This is a genomic window from Campylobacter sp. JMF_11 EL3, assembly GCF_027736965.1.
GTDB lineage: Bacteria > Campylobacterota > Campylobacteria > Campylobacterales > Campylobacteraceae > Campylobacter_B.
In genome coordinates, this window is sequence record NZ_JAOVTJ010000001.1 from 484,596 (window position 1) to 503,082 (window position 18,487).

The 18,487-nt window shown below is 38.2% G+C and carries 21 protein-coding genes, 1 other RNA gene and 1 pseudogene; 7 read left to right on the top strand and 16 right to left on the bottom strand.

All coding sequences use genetic code 11. The features are described 5' to 3' along the window. Positions 1–52: 52 nt before the first annotated feature. Entirely contained in the window at positions 53–619 is a 567-nt protein-coding gene (locus OFN67_RS02385; protein WP_270873943.1) for a class II aldolase and adducin N-terminal domain-containing protein, read from the bottom strand. Positions 620–682: 63 nt separating this feature from the next. Between OFN67_RS02385 and rsmH the strand changes: the two genes are divergently transcribed. Together rsmH and OFN67_RS02395 are read left to right on the top strand one after the other, a co-directional pair. Then, positions 683–1,618: a 16S rRNA (cytosine(1402)-N(4))-methyltransferase RsmH gene (gene rsmH, locus OFN67_RS02390; RefSeq protein ID WP_270873944.1), complete on the top strand. Its 936-nt coding sequence runs from the start codon at positions 683–685 to the stop codon at positions 1,616–1,618. 128 nt (positions 1,619–1,746) lie between these two features. Next, a complete protein-coding gene (locus tag OFN67_RS02395; protein ID WP_270866420.1) occupies positions 1,747–2,124 on the top strand; it encodes a hypothetical protein in 378 nt (125 codons plus the stop codon). A 48-nt stretch (positions 2,125–2,172) separates the two neighbouring features. Here OFN67_RS02395 and OFN67_RS02400 read toward each other — a convergent pair whose 3' ends face one another. The 13 genes from OFN67_RS02400 to dsbD all read right to left on the bottom strand — a co-directional run bounded on the left by OFN67_RS02400 (position 2,173) and on the right by dsbD (position 12,757). Continuing rightward, complete coding sequence (locus OFN67_RS02400) at positions 2,173–2,367, bottom strand: hypothetical protein (RefSeq protein ID WP_270873945.1); 195 nt, start codon at positions 2,365–2,367, stop codon at positions 2,173–2,175. Between the two features lie 148 nt (positions 2,368–2,515). Then, positions 2,516–2,842, bottom strand: an RNA gene (gene rnpB, locus OFN67_RS02405) — RNase P RNA component class A. A gap of 466 nt (positions 2,843–3,308) precedes the next feature. Continuing rightward, positions 3,309–5,129, bottom strand: coding sequence for a penicillin-binding protein 2 (gene mrdA / locus OFN67_RS02410; protein WP_270873946.1), 1,821 nt, complete (start codon positions 5,127–5,129; stop codon positions 3,309–3,311). Then, positions 5,126–5,614 carry a hypothetical protein gene (locus OFN67_RS02415; protein WP_270866422.1) on the bottom strand — a complete coding sequence of 163 codons (489 nt, stop codon included), beginning with the start codon at positions 5,612–5,614 and terminating at the stop codon, positions 5,126–5,128. The genes mrdA and OFN67_RS02415 overlap by 4 nt, the downstream gene beginning before the upstream one ends. Next, positions 5,581–6,180 (bottom strand): GNAT family N-acetyltransferase, encoded by a 600-nt coding sequence (locus OFN67_RS02420; RefSeq protein ID WP_270873947.1) that lies wholly within the window; start codon positions 6,178–6,180, stop codon positions 5,581–5,583. The genes OFN67_RS02415 and OFN67_RS02420 overlap by 34 nt, the downstream gene beginning before the upstream one ends. After that, entirely contained in the window at positions 6,177–6,815 is a 639-nt protein-coding gene (locus tag OFN67_RS02425; protein WP_270864898.1) for a GTP-binding protein, read from the bottom strand. Before OFN67_RS02425 ends, OFN67_RS02420 begins: the two co-directional genes overlap by 4 nt. Continuing rightward, positions 6,812–7,327: a lipopolysaccharide transport periplasmic protein LptA gene (gene lptA, locus OFN67_RS02430; RefSeq protein WP_443101028.1), complete on the bottom strand. Its 516-nt coding sequence runs from the start codon at positions 7,325–7,327 to the stop codon at positions 6,812–6,814. The genes OFN67_RS02425 and lptA overlap by 4 nt, the downstream gene beginning before the upstream one ends. Continuing rightward, entirely contained in the window at positions 7,291–7,821 is a 531-nt protein-coding gene (gene lptC, locus OFN67_RS02435) for an LPS export ABC transporter periplasmic protein LptC (RefSeq protein WP_270873190.1), read from the bottom strand. The genes lptA and lptC overlap by 37 nt, the downstream gene beginning before the upstream one ends. Beyond that, positions 7,812–8,300 carry a KdsC family phosphatase gene (locus OFN67_RS02440; RefSeq protein ID WP_270869808.1) on the bottom strand — a complete coding sequence of 163 codons (489 nt, stop codon included), beginning with the start codon at positions 8,298–8,300 and terminating at the stop codon, positions 7,812–7,814. Before OFN67_RS02440 ends, lptC begins: the two co-directional genes overlap by 10 nt. A 105-nt stretch (positions 8,301–8,405) precedes the next feature. Beyond that, the gene (locus OFN67_RS02445; protein ID WP_270868039.1) at positions 8,406–8,630 is read right to left on the bottom strand and encodes a hypothetical protein; all 225 of its coding nucleotides are present in this window, start codon (positions 8,628–8,630) and stop codon (positions 8,406–8,408) included. Between the two features lie 209 nt (positions 8,631–8,839). Then, the gene (locus tag OFN67_RS02450; protein WP_270868040.1) at positions 8,840–9,802 is read right to left on the bottom strand and encodes a hypothetical protein; all 963 of its coding nucleotides are present in this window, start codon (positions 9,800–9,802) and stop codon (positions 8,840–8,842) included. 163 nt (positions 9,803–9,965) lie between these two features. After that, positions 9,966–10,772: a hypothetical protein gene (locus OFN67_RS02455; RefSeq protein ID WP_270868041.1), complete on the bottom strand. Its 807-nt coding sequence runs from the start codon at positions 10,770–10,772 to the stop codon at positions 9,966–9,968. A gap of 206 nt (positions 10,773–10,978) precedes the next feature. Beyond that, positions 10,979–12,757, bottom strand: coding sequence for a protein-disulfide reductase DsbD (dsbD, locus tag OFN67_RS02460; RefSeq protein ID WP_270873948.1), 1,779 nt, complete (start codon positions 12,755–12,757; stop codon positions 10,979–10,981). A gap of 101 nt (positions 12,758–12,858) precedes the next feature. Here dsbD and ppk2 point away from each other — a divergent pair. The 3 genes and pseudogenes from ppk2 to OFN67_RS02475 all read left to right on the top strand — a co-directional run bounded on the left by ppk2 (position 12,859) and on the right by OFN67_RS02475 (position 16,255). Beyond that, positions 12,859–13,780: pseudogene (ppk2, locus tag OFN67_RS02465) on the top strand (polyphosphate kinase 2). A gap of 122 nt (positions 13,781–13,902) precedes the next feature. After that, positions 13,903–15,495, top strand: a complete 1,593-nt coding sequence (locus tag OFN67_RS02470; RefSeq protein WP_270873949.1) for a long-chain-fatty-acid--CoA ligase — start codon at positions 13,903–13,905, stop codon at positions 15,493–15,495. A 208-nt stretch (positions 15,496–15,703) separates the two neighbouring features. Continuing rightward, entirely contained in the window at positions 15,704–16,255 is a 552-nt protein-coding gene (locus OFN67_RS02475) for a hypothetical protein (protein ID WP_270868044.1), read from the top strand. Positions 16,256–16,348: 93 nt separating this feature from the next. Here OFN67_RS02475 and OFN67_RS02480 read toward each other — a convergent pair whose 3' ends face one another. Beyond that, positions 16,349–16,474, bottom strand: coding sequence for a hypothetical protein (locus OFN67_RS02480; RefSeq protein ID WP_270859421.1), 126 nt, complete (start codon positions 16,472–16,474; stop codon positions 16,349–16,351). A gap of 1 nt (position 16,475) precedes the next feature. After that, positions 16,476–16,721 carry an XRE family transcriptional regulator gene (locus OFN67_RS02485; RefSeq protein WP_270859471.1) on the bottom strand — a complete coding sequence of 82 codons (246 nt, stop codon included), beginning with the start codon at positions 16,719–16,721 and terminating at the stop codon, positions 16,476–16,478. Positions 16,722–17,059: 338 nt separating this feature from the next. On the opposite strand from OFN67_RS02485, the gene OFN67_RS02490 reads away from it, so the two are divergent. Together OFN67_RS02490 and OFN67_RS02495 are read left to right on the top strand one after the other, a co-directional pair. Then, positions 17,060–17,848, top strand: a complete 789-nt coding sequence (locus OFN67_RS02490) for an HrcA family transcriptional regulator (protein WP_270859420.1) — start codon at positions 17,060–17,062, stop codon at positions 17,846–17,848. Beyond that, positions 17,845–18,465 carry a nucleotide exchange factor GrpE gene (locus OFN67_RS02495; protein ID WP_270868045.1) on the top strand — a complete coding sequence of 207 codons (621 nt, stop codon included), beginning with the start codon at positions 17,845–17,847 and terminating at the stop codon, positions 18,463–18,465. Before OFN67_RS02490 ends, OFN67_RS02495 begins: the two co-directional genes overlap by 4 nt. Positions 18,466–18,487 lie beyond the last annotated feature (22 nt).

Below are 18,487 nucleotides of genomic sequence, written 5' to 3' on the forward strand. Positions count from 1 at the left end.
TAGGCATTTTTGTCATTTTATAACGCGTTAGTAACATTTTTTTACAAAAAAGTTAATTATGGTTTAGTAAAAGCATTTTGCAACTATTTTCCAAAACCGCGATTTTTTTCGCAAGGCTCTGTGCGCTTCTGGCATACGCAAATACGCCATATCCCCTAACCACGATGATATCACTATTTTCACTCATCATATAATTGTAAATTTCGTGCGGTGCCCTATCGTGCCAATCATCGTAATTTTTCGGATCGTAAATTTCAAGCCGTTTGATGATAGTCGCACCATAATAATCGCGCGGTATGATAAAGTCGTGTTCTAAGGTATATGCAAGCAAATACGGTGGCATAGCGTAAGCAACGAATTTGGCTTCTTTAATATTTTTATATATATTTAAATGTATATCACTATCTATACTCGCCTCTTCCCAGCGATAGTCCTTTTTGGCAAACAACGCCACGAAATCATCTAAACTTAGACTGTCAAAAATGGCATTTTTTTTGTTGATAATGAATTGATTATCCTTAACTTTGGCTGAAATCGAGCCGTGAAAAATGCCAAAAAGCTCCTTTCTAAACATCGAAAGCGAAATTCTACGCAAAATTTCGTAATAATACTCGTCCATTTTTTACCTTTTACCTAAAAAATGCGCTATTATACTAAACTAGAAATTTTAAAAGGATTAAGTTTGCAAATTCCTCATATTCCAGTTTTGTTTAACGAAACACTTAGCGCATTTTCGGATACCAAGGGCGGATACATACTTGATTGCACCCTAGGATACGCAGGACATAGCCAAGGTATCTTGCAAAGCCTACCAAATGTCCATTTAATCGCATGCGATAGGGATAATGAAGCGATAAATTTTTCAAGTAAAAGGCTAGAAAATTTCAAAGATCGCGTGCAAATCCATAAGGCGAAATTTAGTGAAATTTTAAAAATTTTGCCAGATGAAAAAATCAAAAACATAAGGGGAATTTTAGCTGATATCGGCGTTTCATCGCTTCAAATCGACAAAAACGAGCGCGGTTTTGGGCTAGGAAGCGACGAGCTAGATATGCGTATGGACAGCTCTTGCTCAAAAGACGCGAAATTTATAGTAAATAATTATACAAAAGATGAACTTACACGGATTTTGCGTGAATATGGCGAACTTCCAAACGCATATCAAATCGCTGAAAAAATTATCCAAGCACGCAAACTCTCACCTATTACCAGTGCGAAAGATTTGGCGCAAATCATCGGCACTAAACCTGCCAAAAACAGAAGCGTAAGCCCCGCAATCCTCGCATTTCAGGCAATCAGAATAGAGGTAAATAACGAACTTGGCGAACTTAATGAGCTTTTAAATTTAATCGAGCAAAAAGCAAAAAATAAAGTCTTAACTAATGCAAAAATTGCTATAATCTCCTTTCACTCGCTCGAAGATCGTATCGTAAAAACGCGTTTTAAAGAGTGGGAAAAAGCGTGTATTTGCCCAGAATTTGCACTAAAATGTGAGTGTGGAGCTGACCACAATCTAGGCAAAATCATAAGCAAAAAGCCAATCACCGCTAGCAGCGAAGAGCTAGCGCAAAATTCTCGCGCAAGCAGTGCTAAGCTGAGAATTTTTCAGATAAAATAGCCAAATTTAGGCTATTTTAGTAAAATTTTATTAAAAATTATAAGCAAAATTTTATGTAAAATATTATGCTAAATTTTACTTATAATTTTTCGAATTTTGAAAATTTTAAAATTTAAATGGAGAAAATTTTGAATAACGAATATGATTTTATCATAAATAATTCCGTCCCAAACAGGACCAAATCCACGCCCAAGACGAGCGAATATATCAGCGACGAACAAAACCAAATTTTGCAAAACTACCAAACCACAAATTTCAAAGAGGTAAATTTATCCTTAAACAAACTTTTGATGACCTATTTGGTGATGATGTTCGTGTTTTTGCTAACCGTGCCGGCGATTTTTATCCGAAACGAGATTTACTACATTTCGCGCGACATCGCAGAGCTTCGCACCAAACACGAGGTATTGCTCGAAGAAAACCGCGCGCTTAAAAACAATATCGAGTTTTTGCGCTTCAAAAAAGAGATCATCGACGCCGTCAATCTCGATGACAAACCAAACTAACGCCCATTTTGGCTAACTAACGCACTAACTAACAAAAAATTTATGTGATTATTTTAAATTTATTTCGCTACCGCAAGTTTGAAACACTGCCCCGAAATTTTGATTTGCCATTTTGAGAAGCTGTTTTGCTAGGCGTGCAATCCAGAAAAATTCCATAGCCTTTAATCTGTCATTGCGAGAATTTTGCGTTAGCAAAATTCGTGGCAATCCACGAGCTAAAATCACCGAACGATAAATTCGCAAATTTTATAAAATTCCATAAATTTCAAAATTTTAGCAAACAAACTAACCCTAAATTTTACACTCGTAGATTGCACGCTCATTTCACTCGCTCGCAATGACAAATTCAACTACATTTACTATTATTATTGTGGAAATTTTGCAAAAATAAATAAAAGGCGTGGCTATAAGCCGAGTTCTGTCTGTGCGATCATTTATCTACACTGGTTTTTGCAAACCAGTTCTAGCGAATAGTATCTCATAAGACCTTACCTTCTATTCTTGCTGCGAGTTGGGTTTGCACTGCCGCCCATGTCTCCATGCGCGCGGTGGGCTCTTACCCCGCCCTTTCACCCTTACCACAGCGCGAACGCTATGGCGGTTTGCTTTCTGTTGCACTTTCCCTATGGTTTCCCACGGCGTCCGTTAGACGCAACTCTGTCTTATTGCAGCTCGGACTTTCCTCTTGTTTATCACAAGCGACCGCTCGCCACGCCGAAGCGCAATTATAGCCTTTTATGCTTAAATTTCACAAACGCCAAATTTGGGCTATGCGCATAAAATTTTAAAATTCGAAATTCTGCGAAATTTTGCCATTTGCCTGACTTTTAATTTAAACTTTGTAGATTGCCACGAATTTTGCTACGCAAAATTCTCGCAATGACACTTAGGGGCAAATTTTGTTTGATTTGTCATTGCGAGGAGCGAAGTGACGAAGCAATCTACGAATTTAAACAACCAAAAAGCAAAATTTGCAGAATTTTAAAATTCAAAAAATCTGCGAAATTCTGCCATTTGCCCGACTTTTAATTTAAACTTTGTAGATTGCCACGAATTTTGCTAAGCAAAATTCTCGCAATGACACTTAGGGGCAAATTTTGCAAATTTTAAGTAATGAGCCCAAATTTTAAAATTTCGGCGCAGTGTTTAAGGATTGCGTCAGCGAGGATTTTGAAATTTTAATTCTATTTTTTCTTCAAATTTTGCGTAGAATTTGCCGTGGCGTTTGCGTCGATATAGCCCATATCCACGAGCTTTTCATAGATTTTTTTCACCACAGGACCTGCCGCGCTTCCGCCACCGCCTCCATGCTCGACTAGCACCGTGACGGCGTATTTTGGGTTTTCATACGGGCCGAAACTCGTCATCCACGCATGCGAGCGGTGGAAATAATCCATTTGCGACTCTTTTAAGCGTTTGTTTGTCTTTTGCGATAGTCCTACGACCTGCGCGGTGCCTGTTTTGACCGCGAGCGGGACGACGGCGTCTTTCATGATTTTATACGCAGTTCCGCCGTTTGGGTTGTTTCCTACCTCATACATACCGCGCCTTACAAGCGGGAGTTGGTTTTTTTCAGCTGGGGTGAAAAGCTCGCCCGGCTCGAAGCTAATCTCTTCGCCGTCAATGCTCTTTAAAAAATGTGGGATTATCGCCTTGCCTGTGGCGATTTGGGCTGTGTTTTTGGCTACTTGCATAGGCGTTACTAGCACATCGCCTTGACCGATTGAGGCATTTACGGTCTCGCCTTGATACCATGGGCGTTTGAATTTTTGCATTTTCCACGCTTTATTTGGCATGGTGCCGACGAATTCGTTCGGCAAATCCACGCCCGTTTTTACGCCGTATCCCATGCGGTTAAGGTAAGCTGACATATAATCAATCCCCACGATCAGCGAGCCTTCGTAAAAATATATATCACAGCTACTTTTGATAGCCTGCACTAGGCTCACTCTGCCATGCCCTCCACTACTCCAACACCTAAATCTGCGCCCTCCAAGCTCAATCGCACCACCGCAAAACGCGCTCCAATTCTCATTTATCTTGCCACTATTTAAAAAGCTCATACCAACAGCCATTTTGATTACCGAGCCTGGCGGATAGAGGCCATTTACGAGCTTGTTTGTAAATGGGTGGCGCGGATCTTTTATCAGCTCGTCCCACTGAGCTTGCGAAATTCCGCCCACAAAGGTGTTTAGATTATACTCAGGGAAGCTTCCAGCGCCCAGTATCGCACCGTCTTTGAGATCAATCACGATCGCCACGCCGTCTTTGTCTTTGAAAATTTCCTCTAAATATCTTTGGAATTCCAAATCAATCGTCAGCGAAATCTCGCTACTGCTTGGCTCCTCGTATGAAATCTCCTCGACAACCTCATTTAGCGCGGTTACCTTAGTCTTGCGCTCACCCCTTTTGCCCTGCAAAATTTCATTATAATACCCCTCCACACCGCTTCTGCCATTATATCCAGTAAGGGCTGAGAGAGGGTTGGATTTGATATCTTTTTTATTCGCGCGTCCGACATAGCCGATGATATGCGAGGCGAGATGATTGTGCGGATAGTAGCGTTGCGAAGCAGGCTCGACACGGATATTTTCGTGCAGATTCAAATTCGCAAAATGCGTGATTGTTTCGTTGTAATCCAAAAATTTAACCACTTCGATAAAATTTTGGTTATAAACCGAGTTTTCGTCCTTGTAAATTTTGCGCATTTGCGTAGTGTTTAAATCCGCGAAATATTTGCTGATATTTGCTAGCTCAGCATCCAGCGCGCTATCTTTTAAATGTGGCGCAATCAAAAGCGAAAAACCGATATTATTAATCGCTAGCGGACGGTTTTTGGCGTCTAGTATCTGCCCCCTCACAGGCGGGATATACTCGGTCGAGACGACATTGTTTTTGGCGATTTGCTCGTAAAATTCGTTTGATTTGATAGCTAGATAATACACCCTAACCAAAAGCATGGTAAAAAACGCCAAAACAAAGAAAAAGACGAATTTTAATCTCATACAAATCGCCCCTTAAAAAAGAGCAAACTAAGCAAAATATCGACCACGATATAGCTTAAATATTCGCTTCCCACACTCATAGCGTCAGCTTTTTTGATATACGAAATCGCGCCATTTACCCCCAAAATCAACGCATAAGCGATTAGCACATACAAAGCTAGCAAAAAGTTGCGGAATTTGATATTTCGCAGGCTAAATTCGTAGATAAAAGTGTAAAAAATAATGTAAGCTAGCGCAATGCTAAATAGGTTAAATCCGTAAATTTGCTCGGCGCAAAATAGATAAAAAATCGCAAAATAGTAAGCGAAATTGTATTTTTTAAATTTGTTTTCATGCTCGAATTTTAGCACCACCAAAGTCACGAAAAAAAACCCCAAAAGCGGCGGCAGTCCCCGATACATCACGCTTAAAAGCAGATAAAACGCGACGCCAAAGCTCAGGGCAAAATCGACTATAAGGTATAAATTACCGCGACTTCGTTGCATACTGGAAACTTTTTGCAAGATATACAATCTGCCCAAATTTTTTGGGCTGGAAGCTCGTCTTTGCTGATTTCTTTAAAGCCGTTTTGCTCGAAAAAATGCTTTTGATATGTCAGAGCAAAGACATTTTTTAAGCCGTAAAATTTCGCCTCGTCTAATAAAGCTTTGACGATTTTTGAGCCAATTCCTCGCCTGCGAAATTTCGGCGAGACGACAAATGAGCGAATTTCTGCAAGATCTGCATTGAAAATTTTCAAAGACGCATATCCTGCAAGCTCGGCGTTTTGTGGTTTTTGGGCGAAATACTGCGTGTAAGAGGCGCAAATTTGGGAATTTTGATTTGAAATTTCACTAGAATTTGCCCCCAAATTTGCACTATCAAATTTCGGCTCAGTGTTTTCTTGCTTGGCGCACGCCTCATCGCAGACATACGCTAGCGTGTATGAGCGGATATATGTGGCGATTTCATCGTCGCTTCTAGGCAAAATCACACCGCTTTCGACTTCGGCTTTTATCATTTCTTGCATTGCGCCTATGTCGCACAGACGCGGTTTTTCTAGCACTATCATAGTCCAAACGCCCTTTTTATGATTAATTCGCGCGCTTTGGCTATGCCAGAACCTTTTAGCGTCGAGACAAAAAGTGCGCCAGGATCGCTTTTAAGCAATTTTGCGCGCCCAGCTTGATTTAGCTTATCAGCTTTCGTGTAAAGGCGCAAAATTTGCTGATCGCCCCGCAAAAAGCTCTCCACATACTCACGCAAATTTCTATCAATATCCAAATCGAATTGGCGCGAATCTATCAAATGGACAAAAAGCTTGATATTTGGGCGGTTTTTGATAAATTCGTCCAAATTTTTCTGCCAGATATAGTGCATTTTTTTCGACACTTTTGCATATCCAAAACCCGGCAAATCTACAAACATAAGCGAAAAATTCTCGCCTAAATTTGCCAAAGCTTCATCAAATTTTTCATTTTCGCTAAATTTTTGCCCAAATTTTACTTCGAAATAATTCACAAGTTGCGTCTTGCCCGGCGTCGAGCTTGATTTGGCTAGCCCCTTGCGCTGAGTTAGAGCGTTTATCAGGCTGGATTTGCCCACATTTGAGCGCCCCAAAAACGCCACCTCGCTCATCGCAAACTCTGGACTATCGGCAATCCCTGCGGCGGAAGTTATAAATTTCGCGTCGTTTATGTTTATCATTTTTGCTGATCTTCTACTTGAAAGATTAATCTCACAGGCTTTTTGCCAGCACCGCCACTTGGCGCGGATTTGACCTCGTAGGTGCCTTTGGTGCGATTGACCACAATCTGCTCGCCAAAGACCTCTTTTTTGGTCTCAGTTTCGTGCAAATGCGCGTTTCCTTCGAGCGTGTATGTCTCGACTCCTGGCGTGTATGTCAGCACTGCGCCCTGTCCGTCGTAGTGTTTGTCATTTACTAGCACCTTAAATTTCGCATTTCCTGTGGCGACATATTTTGTGGGTTGCTTTTTGGCGTCGAAATAAATCGTAACCTTATCCGAAGTCAGTGTATCATAGGAGCCTTTTTTTATCTTTACATTGCCCGTTAGGGTGCTGATTTGTTTGACCTCGTCAGCGAAAAAATTATCCGCCGTAACCTCGACTAGCTCAGGTGCGCCAAATGCACTCATACAAGCCAAAAGTGATGAAAAAATCGCTAATTTGATGAATTTTTGTCCTGGGTGTAATACCATGCGTGAATTCCTTTTGAGTTTGTTTTTTTATTTTTTGTATCGTAACTGATTTTTTCGCCAGTTACTTTGTTTTCGCCCTGAGTGAGGGTGTATGGCACATCTGAGCGAACGATTTTATTTTTGAGATTGTAGGTGATTTGCTCGGATTTGTAATCTATTTCGTCGCTGTTACGGTAATGCGCCGAACCGCTAAATTTGATATTATCGCCCTTTTTAACGGCTAAATTTGAGCTAATTGTGTGATTTATATCATCTAAAATCACAGCGTCAAATTCGTAAAATTCATCGCGATCTTTGTAGCGAATTCCGTTTTTCGCCCTAAATTCGCCACTGATTTTCTCGCCCACTTGATAATCTCTCACGCCTTGCATTTCGAGATTTGAGACATTTAAATTTTCCTTAAACATCTCCTCAAAATACGGAGTTTGCACGCTTAGAAACACCATAGCGACGCTAAAAATCGCAATTACGACATAGAAAATTTTTATAACCATTTAGAGTTCCAAATCTCTCGCATATTGTTTTTATCAACCAAAATTTCAATCATCTCGCGCACCGCTCCGTGCCCGCCACGCGCATTTAGCGTATAATGGGCCCTTAGCGAATTTAGCGCGTCGCTTGGCTTAAAACTCATGCCAACAGCGTTTAGCAGTTTCGCGTCGTTTAAATCATCGCCAATCGCCGCAGCCTCGCTAAAATCGAGCCCGAGCTCCGCAAGTATTTCGCTAGCTCTGCCGAATTTGTCCTTTTCGCCCTGGAAAACAAAAGGAATTTTAAGCTCTTTTGCCCTATTTGCCACGATTTGCGAGCTTTTGCCTGTGATTATGGCAGCGTAAAGACCGCACCTTTGCCACTCTTGGATCCCAAAGCCGTCTTTGACATCGAATCTCTTCATCGTCTCGCCACTCTCTGCGTGATACAGCGCGCCGTCAGTGAGCGAACCATCGACATCTAAAAAAATAATTTTTATCATAAATTTTCCCATAATTTGTAAATTTAAAAGCTAATGATTTTAGCCAAATTTTGCTTATAAAACAGCCATTTTAAAGTAAAATTTTAAAGCTTTGGTTAATAGAATTTATTTAATAAAAAAGCAAAAAATATATGTTAAACAGAATAATATCGGCAAAACTATCGCAAAAATGCAAAGCGAACTTTTTATTCGCCTTTTGTAATACGCTCTTTGGTCGCTAAAATTCGGCGTGCGCGCAAATCTAAAAATATAATAAATCACAAAACAAAGCGAAATTATCCACAAAAGTGGCAAAAAGCCAAGAAATGCCAAAGCAAGAGTTGTTTGCATTTTAATCCTTTAAATTTCGCTAAATTTTAGCGCAAATTCCATTGATTGTGCAAATATTTTTTACAATTCTCATTACAAAAAACGATAATTCATCGGTAGAAATCATAAAATTTTCATTTTTCTTTAATCTGTTATTGCGATAAAACGCAGTTTTGAAGCAATCTGTGGGTCAAAAAATTTAAAATTCGCAAAATTTCAAATTTTAAAATTTATTTCTTGCTATTGCAATTTTTTCCATTGCTATCACAACGCTCTTTATATCCTAGCTTTTTTAATCTTTCTAGCCCGTCGGTATCTCCTAGATATTTAAATCCGATTTCTACTAAAATTAGCGTCGAAATATCTCCGCCATTGTTTAAATACAAATTCAAAAATTCAAATTGTTTATTTTTAGCATTTATATATTTTTGCGAATTTGCTAACTCTTTTTGTTTCTCGCTTACAGTGGTTTTAGTGTCTATTTTTAATCCATTTTCTTCAAAAAAATATGCGATTTGGAAGCCTATCGTAACCCCAAGCCCATTATAAACAGGCGATTTTGCGTCATTTTTAATTAAAAATTCCATGGTATTGAATTTTTTTGTTGCCAAAGCTTCGGTTATTAGATAAATTGGCAGTTCCGTTGTGTTTAGAATTTTAGGGAATTCTAAATTTAAATTTAAACCCTCTTTTTGCATAATTTGCAAAAGCTTCAAGGTTTGATTATCATCTATATTTTCGCTCATGGTTATAGCAAACGGCAATAAATCGTTTGTATAGAGCTTCGAACGATAACTCATCAAAAGCTTAAAAAATTTGTCATCAAATTCTGCTCTTTTATTTGCATATTTAGCAAAACTGTAAAACCACATATCAATCGGCGTTGCAAAAGGCTCAATATTCAAATTTATCAAACTAGGACTATTATCCAAAATCTCCTTTGTTTTATCATAATCAACATTTAAAATAGCCTCTACAAGTCTTTCTAGTTCGGCTTTTTCTTGCTCTGTTTTTGGGGTATTTCGAACATTTCTATCGTATTTTTCAAGCTCTTTTATGGTTTTATCATCTAAATTGGTTTGTGAAAATTTTGATACCGCAAAATTTGAATTTTCCAAATTTAAACTATCTGCAATCACAAAATTTACGCTAAATAAAATCCCGCACAGTATCCCTAAAATCAGCTTTTTCATAAAATTCCTTTAAATCTGAATTTTTAAAATTCCAGTTTTTGGCTTGAAATTTTAAAATTTAAAATTCCTAAAATTTCAAATTTTAAAATTTACGCTATTTTATAGCCAAGCAAATTCCCGGCTTCTCGTCCGCGATCGTAATCGTTTTGATTTTCTGCCATTTTTATCCTTTTATTAAAATTTCTTTTATTTTGTCATCATTTGTAATTTTATAAAGCAATTCAAGCCAAAATTTGTTTGCTTTATTTAATTCGTTTAGTGATTTTTTTTCTAAAATTTTATCAATTATATATAGCTTGTTATCTCTAAATTTTGCATATTTTTCAGATTTTACAAATTCTATAATTTCTTTTGGAATTGGTTTGTCTTTGTGATAATTGTCGCCACTTGATTGCTCAACAAATCTAATAATATCAAATGCCAAATTCTTTATTTCGTCGAAATTTTCACCGAATTCAAAGTAATTATTTTCTAAAAATAGTAAAAACAATTCTTCGTCATCGTGGAGATAATTAGCTAAATAATCACTATTTACACCATGTAATTTCAAATAGTTTTTCATTATGTCTGGTGTAAGTCCTAGTCTAAAAATATTATTTGTATTTTCATATTTTAACTCGATTGAAGCTGTTTGCATTAAAACACAAAATTCTAATTCTACAAGCTGTATCGGCACAGTAATCTCTAAACCATTTTTTAGCAGAAAATTTGCCATTTCGTTATCACAAGCGTCTGTTTCAAGCACATTTTTTAGTAGTAAATTTGCGCCACTTTTATCTTTTAAATTTATTAAATTTGGTTTTATTTTTAAAATTTCTTGCATTTTTTGATAATTTTTATTTTGTATAGCTTCGTGCAATTCATAAAAATATTTTGAATTTTTATTTGAAATTTCATCTGAATTTTCCCCAAACAAAGTAGTATTTAAACCAAAAATCAAAAATAATAAAATTAAAATTTTGTGTTTCATAATTTTCCTTTAAATTTCAAATTTACGCCACTTTTTTACTGTGACTTTTACTTTTCTTAGCGTTATTTTACATCAAATTAAAAAAATCAAATACTAATTTTTTTGTAAATTCAGCGTCTGTGGTTTTGCGCTTCATAGATTATCTAAACAGCAGCCCTCTTGCGATGACAAATCGTTGGCGTTAAGGCGAATAAATTAGTAAATTTTCAAATTTGAGATAAAATATGCGATAAATTCTCTAAATTTACAGCGCCGATTTGGCGCAGGTTTTCTAACTCACTTCCGTTTTTAAAAAACAAAATCGCAGGCGGTCCCATAACGCCAAATTCTTTTTTAATCTCGCTCATTTGGGGGCTGTTTTGGGTCAAATCAACCTTAATGAGCGTGAAATTTGACAAAATTTCAGCCAAACTCTCATCGCCAAACGCCGCCTCACTCTCTTCGCAGTTTTTGCACCACTGCGCCCAAAAATCCACAATCACTGGCTTTTGCGAGCCCTCAATTATCGAGCGTAACTCGCCCAAATCTCGCACGAAAATAAAATTTTCCCCATTTTTCGCACTTTGCGTCATATCGCCTTTTTGCACAGCTACGCCCTTTTGCACCGAAATTTCGCTAAGTGGCTTAGTAAAATCCCTCGCCCCGCTTGCAAATCCGATTAGCAAAAGCACGCTATAAACTAGCGTTAAAAGCGCGAGTGCGCGTTTTAGTGCGTTTGCGCGCGCATCAAACAAACCCAAAACCCCAGCCATTAAAGCGCACAAAATCGCATAAAATAGCAGTGCTAAATTTTCTCCGATTATGAAGCGCACTATCCAAACCGCCATAAACAAAAGCAAAAATCCAAAGATTTTTGGCACCACTTCCATCCACTCGCCTGGACGCGGCAATGCGCCTCCAAGCCCGATTATAATGAGCAAAACCCCGCTTCCAAGCCCCAAGGCAAAAAGCGCACTAGCCCCAAGTGCTATATTTGCGCTATTTGCGATGTATATTAGCGCAGCACTTAACGGGGCTGAAATGCAAGGGCTAACCATAAGTGATGAAATCGCCCCCATTAAAAAAACGCCCACAAATCCGCTTCCAGACTCGCTTTTGGCACTTAGGAAATTTTGCAATCTGCCAGGAAGCCTAATCTCATAAAGCCCAAAAAGTGAAAACGCCAAAGCCACAAAAATGGCAGCCGTGATGATTAGAGCGATTTTATTTTGCAAAATCCCTTGCAAATTTTCGCCCAAAACCGCCACCCCAGCGCCCAAAACCGCATACGAACTCGCCATGCCAAGCACATAAATCACGCTTACAATCAGGCTTAATTTCACGCTTGGCTTGCTAGCTGTTTTAGCCACGATAATCGACGAGAGTATCGGTATGAGCGGATAAATGCAAGGTGTCAGAGAGAGCAAAACGCCAAAACCAAAAAACAAAATTAAGGTCATAAAAAAGCTTTTGTTTTCAAAAATTTCTAAAATTTGCGATTGGCTTAAATTTGAGCCAAAATTCCCTGAATTTTGCTCTGAATTTTGCTCTAAATTTTGCCCCGAAATACCTGCGCCGGGATTTTTCAACGCCGAAATTTCATAGCCCTCGCCACTTTTATTTAGCGCAAAGCCTCTGTTTTGTGGCTCGTAGCAAAACCCACCCACAGTGCAACCAAGAAATTTCACCAAAATTTGAAAATTTTTGTTATCTTTTGCGTTTGCAAGCACTAGCCCCATAGGCAGGGCAATGCTGAAATTTCCGTCATAAATTTGATGATTTTTATACGCTTTTGGTTGCGGAAAATTTAAAAGTGCGCCAACTTCTGCGCTATCAATGAAAATTTTTATCTCATCTTTGTAAATATAAATCTCATCTGCGACGCGAAAATTTAAGCTAATTTCGCTTTCGCTTGTGTTTGTATCGACGATGAAGGCCTCATTTGGCGCGATTACTTCGCCAAAAAGTGCAATAAAAAATAAAAAAAGAAAAGATAAAATTCTCATTATTTGCCTTAAAATTTTTTCCTAATATTATCAAAAACATATTAAATTTTAATTCTTTTAAATGTATAATCTAAGTTTTATTTTCAAAAAAGGAGAACAAAATGGCTGAACAAACAAGCGATACACAACTCAAACAAATCGCATACGAGGGCAAAAAAATCAAAAAAATGAACAAAGAATTTTACGAAAGCGAGCTTGTAAAATTTCAAATCGAACTACTCAAACTCCAACGCTATGTCAAAGATAAAGGGCTAAAAGTCCTAATCATCATGGAAGGTCGCGACGCAGCTGGCAAAGGCGGCACAATCAAACGCCTAACCGAGCACCTAAACCCACGCGGTTGCCGCATAGTCGCACTCGAAAAGCCAAGCAATGTCGAAAAAACACAATGGTATTTCCAACGCTATGTCGCGCATTTGCCAAGCGCTGGCGAGATTGTGATTTTTGATAGAAGCTGGTATAACCGCGCTATGGTCGAGCCTGTAATGGGATTTTGCTCTGACGCTGAGCATAAAGAATTTTTGCGCCAAGTGCCGAAATTCGAGGAAATGCTAGCGAATTCTGGCATTATTTTGTTTAAATTTTATTTCTCAGTTTCAAAAGAGGAGCAACAAAAACGCTTCGAGGCGCGCCGGCACAGACCCTCTTAAACAATACAAACTCTCCCCAGTAGATGCCAAATCACAAGAGCTTTGGGAGCAATACACTTTGGCAAAATACTCAATGCTACTAGCCTCAAACACCGATATCGCGCCATGGATCGTGCTAGATAGTAATGATAAAAAAGCTGCAAGACTTAATGCGTTTCGCTGCATTTTAGCCAGAATTGATTATGATGAAAAAATCGATCCTAGCGAATTTAAAGTCGATGTGGATTTGGTCAGAACCGGCACAGAGGAAATCATGCTTATGGAAAATAGCCTTAGAAACGAGGGCTTGGAAAAATTAGAAACCCTAAAAAAAGCGCAAAAAGCCGAAAAACAGGTAAAACTAGGCACAGGTAAGCCAAAAGATAAAAAATAACCGAATTTAGACGCCGTTTGTGCGTCTAAATTTATCTTTTCTTAAATTTTTGATTTAATTTAACTAAATTTATATAAATTTTGATAAAATTCGCGGAAAACCAAACCACACAAAGGTAAAACATGACATATAAATTCGAAAATTTATACCAAAATTTAAGTTTCTATGCGAGCGAAAAATCTCGCCATATAGCGATTTATGACGAGGATATGGAGATTAGCTACGCAGAGCTTAAAGCCAAAGTCGATGCAATCGGCGCGTATTTGCAAAATAGCGGAATTCGCTTCGGCGATAGAGTGGCTATGTATGTGCAAAACGGCTATGAGTTTTTCACCATTTTTCTAGGTATTACCTCAATCGGCGCGGTCGCTGTGCCTATGAATACCTTCCTTAAAAACGAGGAAATTGAGTATATTTTAGACAATTCGCGCTCTCGCATGATTTTCGCTTCAACCGCCCTTAGCAAGGAGCTTAAAAGCATTAGCGCACCAGATATCAGACGCATAATTTGGGTCAAGGGCAAAAGCGATGAGCCAACCCCAAACTCAGCCCTTCCAAACGCGCAAACACAAGGCGCACTTAGCGAGCACAATGTCAGCTTTGATACCGTCCTAGCCTGTAAAACCAAGCTAGAAATAGCGAAAACTCCGACCGAAAACGATCTAAGCCATATCGTCTATACCTCAGGCACGACAGGCAGGCCAAAAGGCGCTATGATTCGCTACAAAAACATACTCTCAAACGCCGATAAAGCCACTCCTCGCTACAATGTGAGTGGCAAGGATAGATTTTTGGTATTTTTGCCGATGTTTCATAGCTTCACGCTGACTGCGACGCTGATTTTATCGCTATACAACGGCGCGAGCATAATCGCTCTAAAATCAGTTTTCCCTATCACAAATGTCCTAAATACAGCCCTAAAACGCAAAGCAACGGTATTTTTGGGAATTCCGTCTGTTTATACAATGCTAGGCAAGGCAAAACTTGGCTGGAAATTCAGATGGTTTAATAAGCTTAGAGTATTTATGTCAGGTGCAGCCCCTCTTGCACAACAAACAATCGACGAATTTTACAAAAAATTCCCAAAAGCTCACCTTATCGAGGGTTATGGACTTAGCGAGTGTTCGCCTATCGTATCGTTAAACTACTACGACAAACAAAAAATCCTAAGCGTAGGCACACCGCTTGACGGATACGAGGTCAAAATCGTAAATGATGAAACCATGGAAGTCGCTCGTGGCGAGATCGGCGAGATTATCGTGCGCGGGGATTGCGTCATGGAAGGATATCTAAATATCCCGCCAGAAGAGACTCTCACAAACGGCTGGATTCGCACGGGAGATCTTGCGTATATGGACGATGAGGGATTTATCTATATCGTCGATCGTATCAAAGATATCATCATAGCCAAAGGCATAAATGTCTATCCGCGCGAGGTCGAGGAAATCATCTACAAAATGCCACAAGTCGAGGCCTGTGCGGTCGTGGGTATCAGAGATGAATACGCAGATGAGGAGGTCGTAGCTTTCGTGCAACTCAAAGAAAATCAAAAATTAAGCGAACGCGAAATCAAAACTTATCTGAAAAATCACCTAGCAAACTACAAAATTCCAAAGGTCGTGCATTTCGTACCAGACCTGCCACGCAACGCCACTGGCAAGGTTCTAAAACGCGCCTTAAAAGAGCAGATCGCAAAAGAAGGCGAAAAAGCATAATTTGGCTTTTTAATTTTATTTTAACTTTAAATTTGACCCGTCGCTAACTCTCTTGACGGGTCAAAATCCTAATCAATACCTAAATTTCATCATAAAGCTTGATTTTTTTATATAATATAAATTTTAAAATTCGCAAATTTGATCACTAGGAGTTACTTTAAATTTTGTTTTATAAATTTTTGCAATAATAAAAAAAATAAGGAAAAATATGAAATTTAAAAATCCGATTTACTATGTGGATAAATTTAATAATTTAGTCAAATTTGCTTTTAAAAATAATCATATTTTTTTAGGAATTGTGCTTTTAATGTCGGCACTTTTATCGCCAGTGTGCTTTTTAATGGCGTATAATAATGTTCCAAATGAAAATGAAAAAATGGCTGTTGCTGGAATAATAACAGAGTTAAAATGTTATCCAGCAGGTTTTAAACACTCGGCATTTTGCAGAGTAAAAATAGATAATTATTTTTTTAGAAACGATTTTGTAGATAGTTTTAATAATGGAGAAAACGGTCTTAAAAGGGCAAATTTAAGTGATTTATTGAAGATTGCTTATTATGAAAAGAAGTGTGTATTTATAGAATATTACAATAGCACGATTTTAAAAATGGAATATTGCAATGGCGAAACAATATATTTATTCAGACATTTAAACACATGGATTTTGGAACGCAAGATAACTGCATTTTTAGGAATATTATTACTTTTAATTGCGATTTTTACGGCTATAAAATTAAAAAATTTAAACCCAATGCGTTAGATTTAAATTTGCAAAAATCAAATTCAAACACAAAAGCATCATCGATAGCTAAAAAACTATCAATGATTGCAATTTTTATAAAATTTAGCAAAATTATCTAGCCAAAATTCGTCTAAAAAACGCGCGATAAAATGCGCTAAATTTTGACTCTTTTTTTGCATAAATTGCGCAAAATACGCTTTGTAAATCCATTTTTTCTTGCAATGTAATCTTATACATATCAGTCTCCTAATAATTTTTTTATTTTATGTAGCACAAAAGAAGCCTCGTCGCTATCGAGCTCGCAGAGCATTTGACAAATCGCGGTCGCTGCCTGCGGTTTGGTCGTGCCAAGGCGCCAATCCTGGTATGTCCTCATCGACACGCCAAGCTTTTTCGCCATTACAGCGTGAGAAATCTTTTTGCCCATATTTTTTGCCTCGACGGCATTATGCAAAATATTGAATATATCGCTCGTTTCTAACATGCCAAAATTATACAAGTTTTAGGATTAATTATACATTAATCTGTATAGTTTATCTAAATTTTGTATTATTTATAAGCAAAATTAGTAAATTTTTGCGTTATATCGTGTGAATTATACAGAATTTCTCATAAAACAAACATAAAATTTTACAAAATTTCCAAGAATTTTAAGGGGGAAATTTAGCTATGAAACCGCCGAATTTTGCACTCAAAACCAAATTTTGAAATTTCAAAATTTAGCAAACAAACAAGTAAAGTGCTAAAATTTTAAAAAAACCTTGACATTTTGCCACTCAATGTTGTATAATGTTAGCAATCAAAACGAAAGAGTGCTAATAAATGAAAACAAACAAGCGTGATTTGATACTTGATTCTATCATCGAAGCCTATTTGGACCTCAACGCTCCAATTGGCTCGTCGCAGTTAGGCGGGCGCATGGAGGTCGCTATACCAGCCTCGACGATTAGGGTGTATTTCAAAAAACTCAGTGATGAGGGCGCAATCACGCAGCTTCATGTCAGTGGCGGACGAATCCCCACGGTAGCTACCATGCAAGATTACTGGCGCGCTAAGCTCGATTTTAGCGAGATTTTATCGCTAAGGGACGGCGATGAGCTAGAAGCAATCTTAGAGGATTTTGATATTTATTGTATGATTTTTAGCGCAGAAAGCGAGTGTTTGACCGAGGTCATAAAGCACGATGAGCGTTTTATGATTTTGGTTTTCGACAAAGATGAAATTATTTTGAAATTTGATAACAGAATTTTCGAGCTTTTGTCGAATTTAATCGGAATTTCGCTCAAAGATTTGGAAGTCGCCTCTATGCAAATCGGTCTTAGGGAGCTAAACACCAAAATCCGCGAGCTGAAAAACTCAAAAATCGAGTTTATCGCAAACGAAGTCATGGCGTATAAAATTTTTAAAGATGAGAGATTTAAAATTTTGCTAAACCCCTCAATCGCCGTGAATTTTGATAAAAATTTAATCTTTGCGCCCTATTTCGAGCCTGGTTTTATGGGGATAAAATGCCCAGTAAAATTCGAAAACAAGGACGCTACGATGATTTGCGCTGGAAGTGTTTATGAGGATTATGAAAAATTTTTTAAATTTAGTAAAGGAGTAGCATGAGCCAAGAATTTGACGAAAAAACGCAAAATTCAGCAGGTGAATTTGAGGAAAAAGAGCACAAAAACTGCGGCGCTGGCTGCGGCTGCCAAAGCCCGCTAGCGGACGACGGCGATGAATTTAGCGAAGAGTTACAAAGCGAGTGTGAGTGCGAAAGCGCGCAAGATGATGAAATCACTAAGCTACAAAACGAACTTAGCGAGATTACGGATAAATTTTACCGCGCTAGTGCTGATTTCGACAATATCAAAAAGCGTTTGGAGCGCGAAAAAACCACAGCCGTGGAGTATGCGGCGGAAAAATTTGCAAAAGATCTCTTGCCGATAATCGACGCACTCGAAGAAGCCGCTAAAATCGACATCGAAGGCAACGAACTAGCCGATAAAATCGAAGAAGGCGTGAAGCAATGTATAAATTTGTTTTTAAGCACATTTGAAAAATACGGCATTACGCCAATTTCGACCGAAAGTGGCTACGAGAGCGAAAGCGGTAAATTTTACCCAATCCAACTAGTAGAAAAAGAGGGAGCCAAAACAAACGATATAGTCCAAGTTTTGCAAAAAGGTTACCTTTACAAAGAGCGAATTTTGCGCCCTGTAATGGTTATTTTGGCGAAGTAAATTCGCAAATTTACAAAATTTA

Coding starts and splice junctions, on each gene's coding strand:
- OFN67_RS02385 (WP_270873943.1), bottom strand. CDS start 619: ATGGACGAGTATTATTACGAAATTTTGCGTAGAATTTCGCTTTCGATG.
- mrdA (WP_270873946.1), bottom strand. CDS start 5,129: ATGAGATTAAAATTCGTCTTTTTCTTTGTTTTGGCGTTTTTTACCATG.
- OFN67_RS02415 (WP_270866422.1), bottom strand. CDS start 5,614: ATGCAACGAAGTCGCGGTAATTTATACCTTATAGTCGATTTTGCCCTG.
- OFN67_RS02420 (WP_270873947.1), bottom strand. CDS start 6,180: ATGATAGTGCTAGAAAAACCGCGTCTGTGCGACATAGGCGCAATGCAA.
- OFN67_RS02425 (WP_270864898.1), bottom strand. CDS start 6,815: ATGATAAACATAAACGACGCGAAATTTATAACTTCCGCCGCAGGGATT.
- lptA (WP_443101028.1), bottom strand. CDS start 7,327: ATGGTATTACACCCAGGACAAAAATTCATCAAATTAGCGATTTTTTCA.
- lptC (WP_270873190.1), bottom strand. CDS start 7,821: ATGGTTATAAAAATTTTCTATGTCGTAATTGCGATTTTTAGCGTCGCT.
- OFN67_RS02440 (WP_270869808.1), bottom strand. CDS start 8,300: ATGATAAAAATTATTTTTTTAGATGTCGATGGTTCGCTCACTGACGGC.
- OFN67_RS02445 (WP_270868039.1), bottom strand. CDS start 8,630: ATGCAAACAACTCTTGCTTTGGCATTTCTTGGCTTTTTGCCACTTTTG.
- OFN67_RS02450 (WP_270868040.1), bottom strand. CDS start 9,802: ATGAAAAAGCTGATTTTAGGGATACTGTGCGGGATTTTATTTAGCGTA.
- OFN67_RS02455 (WP_270868041.1), bottom strand. CDS start 10,772: ATGAAACACAAAATTTTAATTTTATTATTTTTGATTTTTGGTTTAAAT.
- dsbD (WP_270873948.1), bottom strand. CDS start 12,757: ATGAGAATTTTATCTTTTCTTTTTTTATTTTTTATTGCACTTTTTGGC.
- OFN67_RS02470 (WP_270873949.1), top strand. CDS start 13,903: ATGACATATAAATTCGAAAATTTATACCAAAATTTAAGTTTCTATGCG.
- OFN67_RS02475 (WP_270868044.1), top strand. CDS start 15,704: ATGAAATTTAAAAATCCGATTTACTATGTGGATAAATTTAATAATTTA.
- OFN67_RS02480 (WP_270859421.1), bottom strand. CDS start 16,474: ATGTATAAGATTACATTGCAAGAAAAAATGGATTTACAAAGCGTATTT.
- OFN67_RS02485 (WP_270859471.1), bottom strand. CDS start 16,721: ATGTTAGAAACGAGCGATATATTCAATATTTTGCATAATGCCGTCGAG.
- OFN67_RS02490 (WP_270859420.1), top strand. CDS start 17,060: ATGAAAACAAACAAGCGTGATTTGATACTTGATTCTATCATCGAAGCC.
- OFN67_RS02495 (WP_270868045.1), top strand. CDS start 17,845: ATGAGCCAAGAATTTGACGAAAAAACGCAAAATTCAGCAGGTGAATTT.